This is a genomic window from Aphanothece sacrum FPU1, assembly GCF_003864295.1.
GTDB lineage: Bacteria > Cyanobacteriota > Cyanobacteriia > Cyanobacteriales > Microcystaceae > Aphanothece_B > Aphanothece_B sacrum.
On sequence record NZ_BDQK01000005.1, the window covers coordinates 34,821 to 48,370 of the forward strand.

The window sequence follows — 13,550 nt, forward strand, 5'->3', positions numbered from 1 at the left end:
TACCCCCAAGGGAAGTCGAATCCCTGTCGCCTCCGTGAAAGGGAGGTGTCCTAGGCCACTAGACGATGGGGGCTTGTTTTTTTTTTCACCTTTATTACTTTACCCCTAAATTCCGAAAAAGTCAATAGGTCAGAATATTTTTTTTAAGATTCATTATCGCCATTGGGCTAAACGTTCTTGGGACTTGGAATCGAGGCAATTAAACAAAAAACGGCCGGGGGTACGTTGATTTGATCGTTGTTTTTGTTTAACCTGACGGGTAGACAGTTCCACGTCATTAGCCAGGCCTTGGGCGGACATCCATTCTGCCCCGTATCCGACGACGGTTAAGCGTTGATCACGATCGGATGTAGCGACAATTATACGAGGGGGAGAAGGAACTATTCGGCGAAAAAAAGACGCACAGACCTTTTCAATGTAAGTATCAGCCGTTTGCGTCCAGGCTGTGAAATATATGGATAAATTAGGGGAATGATTTTCTAAAGAACTGGGGGTTTTTTGGTATTGGGAGTCAAAGACGACCTGAGTGTGAAAACCTTGATGGGCAGTGTAGTTAATTAGGGCTTCTATCAACTCCTGACGTGCCAGTTCTAGTCCGTGGTGATCGCGGGTTTTTTTGAGACAAGTCCAACTACCAATAATGTTATAGCCGTCTACAAGTAATAAAGGATAATGAGAAGTAGGCATTATTTTTAAGGGTCATCATAGACAATCAATGATTCTGCTGAAATTGAGAATTATCTAATTTTAACAAAATATTTAGGCTTTTGGAGAATTTGTTTCTAACAATCTGGCCTTAAGGGTTTGAGGATCGCCTTTATCAACGACTTGGCCCCCTTGCAATAAAAAAGCCCCATCACAATAATTTAACTCTTCTAAGCGATGAGTCACCCAAAGGGCGGTTAGACCTCGACTTTTAACCAGACGTTGTACCTGGGCCACCAGTTCCAGTTGAGTATCAGGATCTAGTAAGGCTGTAGGTTCATCCAGTAGAAGAACATTACAATGACGAGCGATCGCACCAGCAATAGCGATCCGTTGTTTTTGTCCCCCACTGAGGGCATAAATAGGGCGGCGTTCTAATTCTAGAAGATTAACCGCACTGAGGGCTTCTGCGACGCGCTGACGCACTTGAGAGGGGGTTAAATTTTCTTGGACTAACCCAAAAGCAATATCAGCCCCAACTGTCGGCATAACTAGCTGACGATCAGGGTTTTGGAAGACGAACCCCACAGGAGGGTTCATATAGATAGTTCCGCTTTGAGGGGTTAGGAGTCCCATTAATAGTCGTAACAGGGTTGATTTTCCACTGCCGTTAGTTCCTAATAACATCCAAAATTCTCCTTCAGGGACGCTTAAAGAGCAAGATTGGAGTACAGAGGCGTTTTCCTGCCAACGGAAGCTTAAATCTTGAACTTGAATGGCACTATTAGTCATTTAGGCTAAGTTGTGGGCTAAACCTTTAAGTTTAACCTGAAGTTTCAGAGTTTGCCTTGTTCTAACAATAAAAGTTCAGTTACGTCTCCTTCTGTGAGGGGTTCACTAAATAGATATCCTTGCATTTCTTTACAGTCTAAACTTTGCAATAAATCTAGTTGAGTCTGGGTTTCGACTCCTTCAGCTACGACTCTGAGATCTAAACTATTTCCTAATGTAATAGCTGCCGAAATAAGGGCGATACTTTTGGGAATATTTGAGAGATTTTGAACTCGTAATTGAGAAATTTTTATAGTTTCAAAGGGAAAGTCATTAAGATGATTTAAGCAAGAATAACCGATACCAAAATCATCCATTGATAGATGAATTCCCATTTTTCTGAGTTCTAATAAAACTTCTTGAGCTTTCGCCGGATTTAGTAGGAGAGCTTTTTCAGTTATTTCTAACTCTAGCCATCGGGGTTCAAGTTCTGTTTCTTTTAATATCTGAGCTATCATATTAACACAATCAGGATTAATTAATTGTTGAGGAGACAAGTTAACAGATATGGGAAGACAAGGTAGTCCGATACTTTGCCAAATTTTATTTTGAATACAGGCATTTTTAAGTACCCATTGATCTAAGGATTTAATGACGTTTGTTTGTTCAGCCAGAGGAATGAAGTTTTGAGGTAGTATTTTGCCGAATGTTGGATGTTGCCAACGAATAAGGGCTTCTACACCTGATATTTCTCCGGTTTGAATTTTGATTTGGGGTTGATAATAAAGCAAAAATTGATCTTGTTTTACTGCTTTTTCTAAGACCATCTTTGCCTTCAATAATTTAGTGTTTTTAGGATCAATTTTTAAGCTTTTAGAGGGAATATTATTTTGTTTTTTTTGTTTATGAACTAATAGAGAAAATTCGGCTTTTTTGATCAGAATCTTGTAGATTTGTCCATCCTGGGGATAAATGGCTAATCCTAAACTACTATCTAATTGTATTTGATGACCTGATATTTCCAGGGACTGACACAGACTATTAAGAAGTCTTTGACTAATTTTATGAACATTATCTAGATAGTTTACTTTCGACAAAAGAATAGCAAATTGATCTTTATTCCAACGAGAGACAATATCGCTAGAACGAAGGGTTGATTTAAGGTGTTCTGCTAACCATACTAATAAATTATCACCAATTAAATAGCCGAAGGTTTGATTGATATTATCAAAATTATTAATTTTAATTAAAACAACTGCCATTAAAGAGTGACTTTGTTTGGCATTTTTAAGAGCAATAGACAAATATTCTGTGAAAAGTTTTCGATTGGGTAACTTAGTTAGGGTATCTTGACATTCTTGACCATTTATGGTACGTTTAACAATTAAACTTTGAATATGAGAGTTTTCGAGATGAGATTCTGAAATCATCAATAATCCTTGAGAAAACCCTGGAGAAGATAGGGAATTATAGATAGGGGAGGCGGTTGCACTAATGGTATTTTCTTGTATATTTATCGTCTTTAGGGAAGTGATTTTAATGAGTATATTAGACGAATCATTAACCGCATGATAAGTGGCTTTTACTTCTCCTCCCAAGTTAATTAAGTCTCCATGTTTGAGTTCTTGTACGATACATTTTTGTCCGTTAATATAAATGCCATTACGACTTTTATTTCCGTCGAGATCCCCATCCAAAATCCAATAAGAATATTCATAATTGTCACTACTTTTTCGGCGCATAACAGTAGCATGAAGACGAGACACTTGTTCCGAATAAATAACAATTGAACTTTTCGGATGTCTGCCAAGAGAATAAACATCTTTTTCTAAAGAGATGGTTTGTTGATATTTTTTATCTTCAATTACTAAGATATGATTGATAGCACGGGATGGAGGTATCATTATTTTTAGGGACTTTAAAAAGTTGAGAAGACAGTTTAAAGATGGGTTAAGGATTATGTAAATAATTATCTTTCCAATTACTTTAGATCGGTTTGATCAAGATCATAACTATCTGTGAGATTGATCACAAGACTGAAATAATGCTCAAAAAAGTTGTACAATAGGTTATTTTTTAAGACGAGAACTTGATCTGTAGTCATAGTTTCGAGAATTGGTATCAACTTTTCTTGGTGCAAGATTTAAAGGCAACAGGGAATAGGCAACGCCGCATCTGTGAAGGCGTTGATCTCGGATTTTTACCCCGCCCAACGCAATCGTCGAGTCGGGGGCGGGGCTTGGCGACCCTAGGGAAAGTCGAGAGAACGAACAGCCAACCATTTCCTCATCCCACCAAAAATCTTTACTGTTGCCTGTTGCCTGTTGCCTGTTCCCTCGACCGAAGGTCGGTGAGACTTACTTTCAAGGCATTCATCCAGGTCGGCTTAATCAACTGTTCATGCTGAAGCCGTCCCACTACAATGCCGGGATGAATCCCAAGCCGCTTGGCAAATTCAACTACAGCATGCTTCGATTTTAACCTAGGTAGTTCCGCGTCATACTGCGGCGGAATTAAAAACTCTCGTGCCCAGAGGTCTGCTTCCTCTTCTTGCTGTGAGGGCAGTTTTACTCCTCCATCCCACTCATCTAAGAAAATATCCTTCTTGTCATGAAGCAGAATGTGAGCCGCTTCGTGGAAGAAGGTAAACCAGAAGCGGTCGTTCTGCTTGCCATAGAGCGATAGCTGAATCATCGCCTTATGGGGATTGAGCCACCGAGCCATCCCGCTCACGTGCGCCCGTGGAATTGACGGTACAAGTACAAATACCACCCCCGCTTCCCGGCAGAGTTTCTCCATTGCGGGTCTGAATTCCTGCGGGTCTAACTCTGTGAGGGTGCGAATCTGTCGTACCGCCTTCTCAAATTTCCACTTATTGTACTTCGGGCAATCGAGCCGTTCGGAAATAATTTCCCCTTGGCGAATCCATACTGAGATCGCTCCTACATTACTTTGAGCCTCTCGCGTTCGACGAAAGGCACACTCCATCCCAACATAGAAGGTTCGCCAGTCATCTGGTGACGCAACGCCAAAGAAGTGCAGCATATCTCTGACGATGCCAGGTTTATTCTTAGCATCGATTCGACGTTTTGGGATTACCCCTTGCTGCATGATATCCTTTACTGGCAGTTCATCTAACCAGGGGTTCCAGTCCTCTAAACGATCTTGCTCCTCCATCTTGGCAAGTTGAGCGCGGTACTGAGCCTCTCGATTGAGCCAGAATCCGGCAGTACTTCCTAGTACCCGTTCTAACTTAAGCGCAGTTTCCTCATGGATCGGTGCTTTGCCGTTAATCAGTTGGCTTATGTGTTTTGTCGTGTACCCCAGACGCTCTGACAGTTGGGCCTGCGTCCAATCGCGTTCCTCTAACAGATCCAGAATAGTATCACCTGGAGGAGAGACCCAATCAGGGGTAAAGGGGTGTGTAAGTTCAGTCATGGTAGTCCCCTATAAAAACGATACAGACGCGAGTAAGATTCCCACGACTACGCTATCGCTAAGTCGTGGGCTTTTTGTAGCCCTAAATCTACTGGGCAAGCCAATAAATTTGAACCTCTAGGCAGTCTTACACTCTGCCCCACTAAAGCTATCATTAACGAGCCATTTTCATCAGCATCCCCAATCCATCCACAAGCTTTAGTGCTACACTTAAAGGACTTATTATTTCTCAGTCCAATATGCAGACAACAATGGCACGTTTGCGATGTATAAGCAGGGTTAACTGCGATGACTTCAATCCCTTCTTTAATTCCTTTATATTCAAGACAAGTTCTTAACTGATAAAACGCCCAAGAATTAGCTCGTCTTCGTTCAGTTTTATTTCTTGGTTTTTGGTTAGTTCTTTCTCGAATACCCGTTAAGTCTTCAATAGCAACAATGGATTGAGATTGCTTGGCCTCGCTAATAATAGCTTTTGATATATTGTGGTTTAACCACGCTTGATAGCGTCTCTCTCTACCCGATAACCGTTGCAAAATTTGACGACATCTACGCCGTGTTGACCTTGTGCCTTGGGTAGCTTTTTTCTGGAGAGAAGCTCGAACCCGATTGAATTTGTCTCTTTTATCTTGAATTTCTTTTCCAGACCATGACTTTCCTGTACTGGTAACAGCGATGTCACGTCTGCCAAAATCTACTCCTATTACATTATTAGTGTTAATGGGTTTTGGGACATCATTCTTGATTTGAATATGAATATACCAATCACCGTTTTTATGTTGACAAACTTGCGCTGATGTGGGATTTTGACCTGATAGTTTTCCTATATGATAGTTACTTACTCTCATAGGAATTTTAATTCGTTTTCCGATTGTACTAATACCAACTAAATAACCATCTTCAATAAATCGAAAAGTTCGAGTATCACAATCAAAACTGGTAGGCTTAAACCCTTTAACTGTCTTACCTTTATGTTTAGCAGTTAAACGATTTGCACCGACTCTAGCACAAGATCTAACAACATGATTAGCGGTTAGCCCAAAACGCTCTTTAACATCTTGATAACAAACTGCTTGAATTGAGTTTCTATTGGTCAAATTAGCCTTAACATTCTGATTAATGTAGTTACAAGCATCAGCAAATGCCTTAGCAGTATCGTCTAACAATTGACGATGCTCTGACGTAGGTTGAAGCTTGACAACTAAGGTTAAGACTTGTTTCATTGACCTTAAAAACTCACCGAGTGTAGGATAACATAAAAATCTAGAATGACACGCCGACTAAAGTCGGTCGTCGTTCCTCCTACGGGTAAACCGCGTAGGAGGAACGACGAGGATCTCTGTGACCTTCGACCAATCAATACTTCCCTCCTCGTTTTCAGGGATAGGGGTATTAGCTGGTTTGAAGACGAGTCGTTTCCCACCTTCTAGGTCTACAGCAAACTCTCCAGCACGATCCCCTTTTAAGGGATGCGGTCGCCCTGACACCAGCTCCCATACTGACCCCGCAGCAGCAAGGTCAGCCAGGCGAGAGCGAAGTTTACGAGCACACACTTGGCCCAATTTCTTTTGGGCTACCGATTGTTGCTCGCAGAGCTTCTGAAGTTTGCCGTCAGCGAAGGTAATGTCCATCAATAGAAGTATATTTTAGTTTACCATTTTGGTAAACAATATATTGAACTTATAGGTGGAACATTAAGTATTGATGATATAAACTAAAATGAGTTTGACCTTATTTATTGATAGCGAAAGGTGATTATTAGAGAATTTTTAGTGGTTGCTTTCATGTAGCGATCGCTGTCTCTAACCAAGGAATACATATTTGACCTAATTTGTCAATGCGTGACTCCTAGGGTCTTCGCCCCTACATTTTCTGATAAAAAATCGGATAGACAATGTCTACCCGACCAAAAATAAGAATGTAATTTAACCAAACTGTTGTTCTACATCAAGATCAAATAACATTTGCAGTGACTCAAGACAACGTTTACGAGCTTCAATATCCTGTTGTGCGCGTAACTGTACCATTGGTTCATGGAGAATTTTATTAACGATACCTCTGGTTAAAGCTTCAATAACTTCTTGATGTTTTTCGGCAAATTCTGTGCCTAACCGAGAAAGAGCTTTTTCTAACTCCTGTTCCCTGATACTCTCGACTTTAGTACGTAAACAACTAATAGTAGGAACAGTTTCTAAGGAACGCCACCATAATTCAAAGGCTTCTACTTCTTCCTCTAATAACCCCTCTGCTTCTTGAGCCATTTGACGACGACTGGCATGATTTTGAGCGACTACGGCCTTTAAATCATCCACATTATAAGACTCAACCTTCTCCATTTCGTGGACATCAGCGGCCACGTTTCGGGGAACTGAGATATCAAACAACATCAAAGATTGATAACTTTCTAGAACAGTGGTGAGATTTTCCCGATGTAAAATTGGTTCTGTGGCTCCTGTACTGGTAAAGACAATATCAGAAGCAGCCACCACTGTCATCATTTCTTTGAGAGGAGTCAGTTGTAGTTGAGCTTGAGGAAATTGATGGGCTAATTCTTCGGCACGATGTTGAGAACGGTTAACAATGGTTATCTGGGTGGCTCCTTTAGCTATCAGATGTTGTACTAACAGGCGAGCCATTTTACCGGCCCCGATAATACTAATGCGACGGGAGCTTAAATCTGCCACCTTAGTATAGGCTAATTCGACGGCTGCGGAACTGATAGATACTGCTCCGGTGCCGATACTGGTTTCAGTGCGAACCCGTTTTCCGGCGGTCATGGCTTGTTTAAACAGGCGATCGAGGAGTCGTCCGATCGCTTGATATTTTTGTCCTAATTTGTGAGTAGTTTTAACTTGGGCTAAAATTTGCCCTTCTCCTAACACCAGACTTTCTAACCCGGCAGAGACGCGCATTAGGTGACGCACTGCATCTTGATGAAGCAAAATAAAGAGATAACGTCGTAAATAGTTAAGGGAAAGATGGCTAATTTCTGAGAGAAATTGGGTGATTTCGACCACGCCTTTTTCTGTGTCACTGGTAACGGCGTAAATTTCTAAACGGTTACAAGTGCTGATAATAGCTACTTCTTCAATATGAGGATAACCCTTTAAATGGGCGAGGGCTTCTTCAAGCTTGCCTTCTTGAATACTCAGCTTTTCACGGACTTCGACGGGGGCTGTTTTATGGCTCAGTCCCACTACTGCAATATTCATGTGTTCTCCTAAAAGGGTTTGGTCTTGCGTTGGTGAAAAATTGAAAAATACAAATAATTTATGCTCCAATTTTTGCAATTTAGACCCAATGTGACACTATCATAAAGAGTTTGAAAAAAAAATTTATGAAACTTCAAGAAAAACTTAATTTCATTTATTTTCGGAAGTTTCAAGAGGGAGAGAACCCACCCTGACTCATCAGTTAGGGTGAGACTTGCGCACAACTGACGCAAAACCCCTGAGTATGGGGTTAATTTTAGGGCTTAATGGTATTAAGCCCCTACAGAGGGTATGGCGGCATCAGTCTAATTAATCAACCGTAACAAGAAGAACCCAGAGGATGAGGTCTTAGTGAAGGTTAATATGCTTGGGTTGACCAAACAGATGAACAGTATCAACAAAACGGGCTGTTTGAGACTGACTGGAGATGACCAAACTTTGAGTTCTGGCTCCTCCATGGAAGAAACGGACTCCTTCCATCAGGGTTCCTGGGGTAATACCACAAGCCGCAAACAGAACGGTTTGACCACTTGCTAATTCATCAGAATTGTAAACCTGATCCGGGTTATTAATCTTCATTTCTTTGAGACGAGCGAGGTTGCCCTCTTTGCTTTCCCCAATGAGTCCGGTTTTAACCACTTCAGGATCATAAATTAATTGTCCTTGGAAGTGACCGCCTAAACAACGCATAGCGGCGGCAGAAATTACTCCTTCAGGAGCCGCACCAATGCCCATCAGAGCATGAATGTTGGTTCCCGAAAAGGCGCAGGAAATGGCAGCAGAAACGTCACCATCACTGATCAGACGAACTCTTGCGCCAGCTTGACGAATTTCTTGAATTAGTTCTTTGTGACGGGGACGGTCCATCACCACTACTACTAATTCTTCAACATTGCGTTCTAAACAGTCTCCTAAGATTTTCAGGTTTTCAGTGGCAGACTTATTAATATCAACATGACCTTTTGCTGCTGGGGGGGCGGCTAATTTTTTCATGTAAAAGTCAGGAGCAGCAAATAAACCGCCTTTTTCAGAGATGGCTAATACTGCCATGGAGCCATTTTGTCCGTAAGCGACTAAGTTTGTTCCTTCGCAGGGGTCAACGGCGATGTCAATTTCAATTAGTTCGTCAGGGTTACAGAAGGCTGCTGCATCTTCACGGGTGCAAATACCTACTTCTTCGCCAATATAAAGCATAGGAGCTTCATCTCGTTCTCCTTCTCCAATGACGATACGGCCTCGCATATGAATTTGGTTCATACGTTCGCGCATGGCTTCTACGGCCACTTGGTCAGCGATGTTTTTTTCGCCTTTCCCCATCCATTTAGAAGATGCGATCGCCGCTTTTTCTACAACTTCGATGATCTCTAATCCTAATGTACTTTCCAAGGTATGTATCCTCCCTATCTGCTTATCTTATGGCCCTGGCGTGGTGTTTTTTAACCTCAGTCAAAAGTCTATCAGAGTGGGGGATCACATTAAAATTTTGGCCAGGAGTGGTTAGGTTAATTTTTGTATCATTTTGCCTAGATTCGAGATTTTATTAGTTAATAATCCTAATTAACAAGGAAAGTATATTTTTGGGGAATGTGAACAATAGGGTTTATGTCCTTTCTTCATACTCACAAAAACTGCAAGTTAGGATAAGCTAAAATTGCATTATCTTCAGTAACTATCGTTAAATCATGTTGTAAAGCTTGACACATTAAAAGACGGTCAAAAGGATCTTTATGAAGGAGTGGCAAATCTTTTAAATGTACTATGCTTTTTCATCAATAACCAAACTATTAATTATATAAATGCTGTTTCCTTTTTTTGGGAAGATATAAGTCAGGATGCTCAGGAAAATTTAATTTGCCTAACTGATACTTGATAACGCATTCCCAAACAGATATAACGCTTAGAAAAACTTCATTATTACTATTTTTTATCTGACCGCACAAGTTATTCGACAAGCGAGAATTATCACTAATTAACCAAAGAAAAATGTGTGTATCTAGTAACAATCTCATTGCGGATAAAACAAGTCTAAAACTTCATCAGGTAAGGGGTTATTAAAATCATCGGGAACAGCAAATTCTTCTTTAGCTAATCCTACCGGACGAGATTGATTTGCTTGACCTAAAAACTGGCAAATTATCTTAATCTCATTTTCACTTAAAGGATTTTTATTTTCCATTTCTTGGTTATTTTTAATTAAAAATTGCCATTTTTTTAATGCTTTTTCTATTAGGTAATTATCAGATTTGTTTGACGCTTTTTCCTGAGTTAAATTATCAATAAATTGCCATATTAAATTAAGTTCATCTGGAGATAAGATGCCTAACTTTTCCATTAAATACTGGCATAATTCTACATCATTCATGCCGTTTTTACTATTAAATATAAGTTTTAATTGCACTTTCATTATAGCACAAAGCAGGCTCTTTTTGGGATGATTAATTGATCTATAATTACTTATAACACTTATTATGGCAAAATCTCAAGACTTTGACAATGTTTAGGTCTAAATAATCTAAAATCTCGCTGATCTAATGTTAATACAAGAGTAATTTTGAGCCTTTCAGCGATCGCCATTACAGTTGCATCAACAAAATCAATACGACTGTCTTTGTATTCTTCTAAAATTTCAGATACTCGAATTATATCATTAATGATGCTCGTATTGTGAGTACCATTAATAACGTCAACCTAGCAGAAAGAAGTGCAGTAGGAACCATAGTTGTCGCCGGAAACTTAGTCGAAGCAACCGATGACGCTTACGGACAAACCCCCACCTTTAGCTTAAGTACCTCTCCTAAAGATGGTTCAGGAAATAACCTTTTTGCCATCAATGCTACCACCGGAGAAATTACCCTTACTCAAGCAGGTGCGAATACCATTGACTTTGAAAGTGGGGTCACATCTTATCAATTAGGAGTCAAAGCAACAGACGGATTTAAACTATCTACAGAACGCACTTTTAACGTTAATATTACCAACGTTAATGAGGGAACTATTGTAGTAGATAAAACTGCTGTTACTTTCGGCACAAAACTCTCCCAATACCGTACAGGTGCGACCGATAGCCTGTTTGTTCGTACCAATTTTGCAGACCGAACCCAATTCATTGATATTACCAATACAGCAGTAGGAACCAATGATGTTTTAGCTATTTCTGGTATTAATATCAATGCTCAAAATGTTACCACAAATGCCAACTTTAGCAGATGGGTTACGCTATCGCTAACCCATCCTACAAAATAAAGGTTCAGGTAAAGGTTCATTATCTGCTTCATAGGCAATAATTAGGGATTCTATAGCCTCTTTTCCATTAGCAACAGCTTCCTCATAAGTATCTCCATGAGTGCGCCAATATTGCCCAGGAAAATCAGGTAATGCTACCAAAAAACAATTATCTTCATCAGACCATTGAATGATCATGCGATATTTAATCTGTTCCATTTTCTTGCTTCCTCTTAACTTCTTGAATTGCCCGTTTTACTTCTTTTTCTTGATAAAGCTTTGCATCTGCACTGTCTTTTCCAGAAACAGTTATTTTACCAGAATATAAAGAATGTACCCAGTTTGTATGACTACCTTTTCCTGGTTTTTGAATAAAACCAATTTGGCGAAGCATTTGCTTTAACTCTCTAACTTTTTTAGGCATTTTTTGTTAATTAATAGAGTTAATCTGTTATTTGCTTGATTTTATCAATAAAAATCGCCTCGACTTCCTCATAAGACATAGATAAAGGAGAAGGATATTTAATTTTATCTTTTTTACGACTCATTAATACTTCTAATGCTTTTAGTCAAGCATTAGAAGTGTTAATGGGAGATATTCGTAACGATGCAGTAGGAATTACTAGCAGTAATATTAGTCTGTTTTTTAATCCAAATCAACTGCAAAATATTGATAATTCTTTTACACCTACTTCTCTAATTAGTCCTCTTTTGCCGACTACTTTCCCTTTAGGAAGAACGGGAATATTGAATAATAATAACGGGTCAATTACTAACTTAGGAGGTGCTTCTCTACCTAGTTTTGGTATCGGTTCACCCCTGGGAATCAATCAACTTGAAACCTTTAGTTTAATGTACTTCAAAGCTATTAATTCAGGTGATTCTAGTTTAAGTTTAAATATTGACTTATCTCAAACAGGTTTTGCCGATGGAACTTTCGTTAGTTTAACAACACCTAATCAATTTACTCAACCCATTTCTATTACCCCTGAATTTGTCCCCGAACCCTTGACAATTTTGGGCGTTATTACAGCTTCAGTTTTTGGAGTTTTGCTGAAGACTAAAGGGAAATAAATTGCTTTATTCCCCCGCTTATTTTCCCTAAAGTTAGGCTAATTTATTCTTCTTCATCGGTTTGAGAAATAGCAAAACTAAGCGCGCCTAATTCTAATTTTTCCCGCACTTCTTTCTCTATGGTTTCAGCCACTTTGGGATTTTCTTCAAGATACTTAATAGCGTTATCTCGTCCTTGAGCAATATTATCACCGTTATAACTATACCAAGCTCCTTTCCGATTGACCACATTGGTTTGTTCTGCTAAATCTAACATACAGCCCATTTGTGAAATACCTTTGCCAAAAATAATGTCAAATTCGGCAATACGAAAGGGAGGGGCTACTTTATTTTTAGCTACTTTGACTTTAGCGCGAATTCCATATTCTCCCTCGGTACCTTTTTTGAGAGTTTGAATGCGACGAATATCTAAACGAACTGAGGCGTAAAATTTTAAGGCGTTTCCTCCTGTGGTGACTTCGGGACTGCCATAAGTTACCCCGATTTTTTGCCGTAATTGGTTGAGAAAAATGACAACACAGCCAGATCTACCAATATTTCCGGCAATTTTGCGCAAAGCTTTACTCATTAGACGCGCTTGTAACCCAACTTGAGTATCTCCCATTTCTCCTTCAATTTCGGCCCGGGGAACTAAAGCTGCTACAGAGTCGATGACCACAATATCAACGGCAGATGAGCGTACTAACTGATCGACGATTTCTAGGGCAGATTCCCCATTATCGGGTTGCGCTACCAATAAATTGTCAATTTGCACCCCTAAACCTGCAGAATAAGTAGGATCGAGGGCGTGTTCTGCATCGACAAATGCCGCTACTCCTCCGGCTTTTTGTACTTCTGCGATCGCATGAAGGGCCAAAGTAGTTTTACCGGAACTTTCGGGCCCGTAAATCTCAATAACCCGTCCTTTGGGGAGTCCTCCTCCCAAGGCTAAATCTAGGGTTAAAGCACCACTGGAAATGGTCTCTACCCGCATATTAGCGGCATCTCCCAGGCGCATAATGGAGCCTTTTCCGAAATTTCGCTCAATTTGAGTTAAAACTAAGCTTAACGCCTTTTCTTTGTCAGGATTGTTGGTAATAGTCGCCATTAACGCCTCAATATGTCTTTAAATGAATATGTAGTATAGAAGTATCGTCAATTGTAACTGTTTTCCCGTGAGAATGACTGCAAGAGTGTCAATTTTGTTAT

13 protein-coding genes and 1 tRNA gene are annotated in these 13,550 nt (G+C 39.9%); 2 read left to right on the plus strand and 12 right to left on the minus strand.

Annotated features, from left to right (window positions below):
• From AsFPU1_RS06045 to AsFPU1_RS06095, 9 genes are all read right to left on the minus strand, one after another.
• Positions 1-73, minus strand: a tRNA-Glu gene (locus tag AsFPU1_RS06045).
• Between the two features lie 80 nt (positions 74-153).
• Positions 154-687, minus strand: a complete 534-nt coding sequence (locus AsFPU1_RS06050) for an NYN domain-containing protein (protein WP_124973894.1) — start codon at positions 685-687, stop codon at positions 154-156.
• 72 nt (positions 688-759) lie between these two features.
• A complete protein-coding gene (locus tag AsFPU1_RS06055) occupies positions 760-1,437 on the minus strand; it encodes an energy-coupling factor ABC transporter ATP-binding protein (RefSeq protein WP_124973897.1) in 678 nt (225 codons plus the stop codon).
• 44 nt (positions 1,438-1,481) lie between these two features.
• Complete coding sequence (locus AsFPU1_RS06060; protein ID WP_124973899.1) at positions 1,482-3,320, minus strand: EAL domain-containing protein; 1,839 nt, start codon at positions 3,318-3,320, stop codon at positions 1,482-1,484.
• Between the two features lie 400 nt (positions 3,321-3,720).
• Entirely contained in the window at positions 3,721-4,854 is a 1,134-nt protein-coding gene (locus tag AsFPU1_RS06065; RefSeq protein WP_124973901.1) for a helix-turn-helix domain-containing protein, read from the minus strand.
• A gap of 47 nt (positions 4,855-4,901) precedes the next feature.
• The gene (locus AsFPU1_RS06070; RefSeq protein WP_124973903.1) at positions 4,902-6,077 is read right to left on the minus strand and encodes an RNA-guided endonuclease InsQ/TnpB family protein; all 1,176 of its coding nucleotides are present in this window, start codon (positions 6,075-6,077) and stop codon (positions 4,902-4,904) included.
• 702 nt (positions 6,078-6,779) lie between these two features.
• Positions 6,780-8,066, minus strand: coding sequence for a glutamyl-tRNA reductase (locus AsFPU1_RS06080; RefSeq protein WP_124973907.1), 1,287 nt, complete (start codon positions 8,064-8,066; stop codon positions 6,780-6,782).
• A 348-nt stretch (positions 8,067-8,414) separates the two neighbouring features.
• Positions 8,415-9,452: a class II fructose-bisphosphatase gene (gene glpX / locus AsFPU1_RS06085; protein WP_124973909.1), complete on the minus strand. Its 1,038-nt coding sequence runs from the start codon at positions 9,450-9,452 to the stop codon at positions 8,415-8,417.
• A 619-nt stretch (positions 9,453-10,071) separates the two neighbouring features.
• Positions 10,072-10,428, minus strand: coding sequence for a hypothetical protein (locus AsFPU1_RS06095; RefSeq protein ID WP_124973913.1), 357 nt, complete (start codon positions 10,426-10,428; stop codon positions 10,072-10,074).
• Positions 10,429-10,730: 302 nt separating this feature from the next.
• On the opposite strand from AsFPU1_RS06095, the gene AsFPU1_RS06105 reads away from it, so the two are divergent.
• Entirely contained in the window at positions 10,731-11,309 is a 579-nt protein-coding gene (locus AsFPU1_RS06105; protein WP_227873474.1) for a cadherin repeat domain-containing protein, read from the plus strand.
• Here the strand turns inward: AsFPU1_RS06105 and AsFPU1_RS06110 are convergent.
• Both AsFPU1_RS06110 and AsFPU1_RS06115 read right to left on the minus strand, forming a co-directional pair.
• Positions 11,289-11,507 carry a type II toxin-antitoxin system HicB family antitoxin gene (locus AsFPU1_RS06110; RefSeq protein ID WP_124973915.1) on the minus strand — a complete coding sequence of 73 codons (219 nt, stop codon included), beginning with the start codon at positions 11,505-11,507 and terminating at the stop codon, positions 11,289-11,291. The genes AsFPU1_RS06105 and AsFPU1_RS06110 overlap by 21 nt on opposite strands.
• Positions 11,494-11,712, minus strand: coding sequence for a type II toxin-antitoxin system HicA family toxin (locus AsFPU1_RS06115; RefSeq protein WP_124973917.1), 219 nt, complete (start codon positions 11,710-11,712; stop codon positions 11,494-11,496). Before AsFPU1_RS06115 ends, AsFPU1_RS06110 begins: the two co-directional genes overlap by 14 nt.
• 164 nt (positions 11,713-11,876) lie before the next feature.
• On the opposite strand from AsFPU1_RS06115, the gene AsFPU1_RS06120 reads away from it, so the two are divergent.
• Positions 11,877-12,362: a PEP-CTERM sorting domain-containing protein gene (locus tag AsFPU1_RS06120; protein ID WP_124973919.1), complete on the plus strand. Its 486-nt coding sequence runs from the start codon at positions 11,877-11,879 to the stop codon at positions 12,360-12,362.
• A gap of 43 nt (positions 12,363-12,405) precedes the next feature.
• Here the strand turns inward: AsFPU1_RS06120 and recA are convergent, their stop codons facing one another.
• Entirely contained in the window at positions 12,406-13,449 is a 1,044-nt protein-coding gene (recA, locus tag AsFPU1_RS06125; RefSeq protein WP_124973921.1) for a recombinase RecA, read from the minus strand.
• Positions 13,450-13,550: the final 101 nt, after the last annotated feature.

Bases quoted from the DNA above. Each gene is read 5' to 3' on its own strand.
- AsFPU1_RS06095 (WP_124973913.1), bottom strand. From the start codon at position 10,428: ATGAATGATGTAGAATTATGCCAGTATTTAATGGAAAAGTTAGGCATC.
- AsFPU1_RS06070 (WP_124973903.1), bottom strand. From the start codon at position 6,077: ATGAAACAAGTCTTAACCTTAGTTGTCAAGCTTCAACCTACGTCAGAG.
- recA (WP_124973921.1), bottom strand. From the start codon at position 13,449: ATGGCGACTATTACCAACAATCCTGACAAAGAAAAGGCGTTAAGCTTA.
- AsFPU1_RS06080 (WP_124973907.1), bottom strand. From the start codon at position 8,066: ATGAATATTGCAGTAGTGGGACTGAGCCATAAAACAGCCCCCGTCGAA.
- AsFPU1_RS06065 (WP_124973901.1), bottom strand. From the start codon at position 4,854: ATGACTGAACTTACACACCCCTTTACCCCTGATTGGGTCTCTCCTCCA.
- AsFPU1_RS06115 (WP_124973917.1), bottom strand. From the start codon at position 11,712: ATGCCTAAAAAAGTTAGAGAGTTAAAGCAAATGCTTCGCCAAATTGGT.
- AsFPU1_RS06120 (WP_124973919.1), top strand. From the start codon at position 11,877: ATGGGAGATATTCGTAACGATGCAGTAGGAATTACTAGCAGTAATATT.
- AsFPU1_RS06050 (WP_124973894.1), bottom strand. From the start codon at position 687: ATGCCTACTTCTCATTATCCTTTATTACTTGTAGACGGCTATAACATT.
- AsFPU1_RS06110 (WP_124973915.1), bottom strand. From the start codon at position 11,507: ATGGAACAGATTAAATATCGCATGATCATTCAATGGTCTGATGAAGAT.
- AsFPU1_RS06055 (WP_124973897.1), bottom strand. From the start codon at position 1,437: ATGACTAATAGTGCCATTCAAGTTCAAGATTTAAGCTTCCGTTGGCAG.
- AsFPU1_RS06060 (WP_124973899.1), bottom strand. From the start codon at position 3,320: ATGATACCTCCATCCCGTGCTATCAATCATATCTTAGTAATTGAAGAT.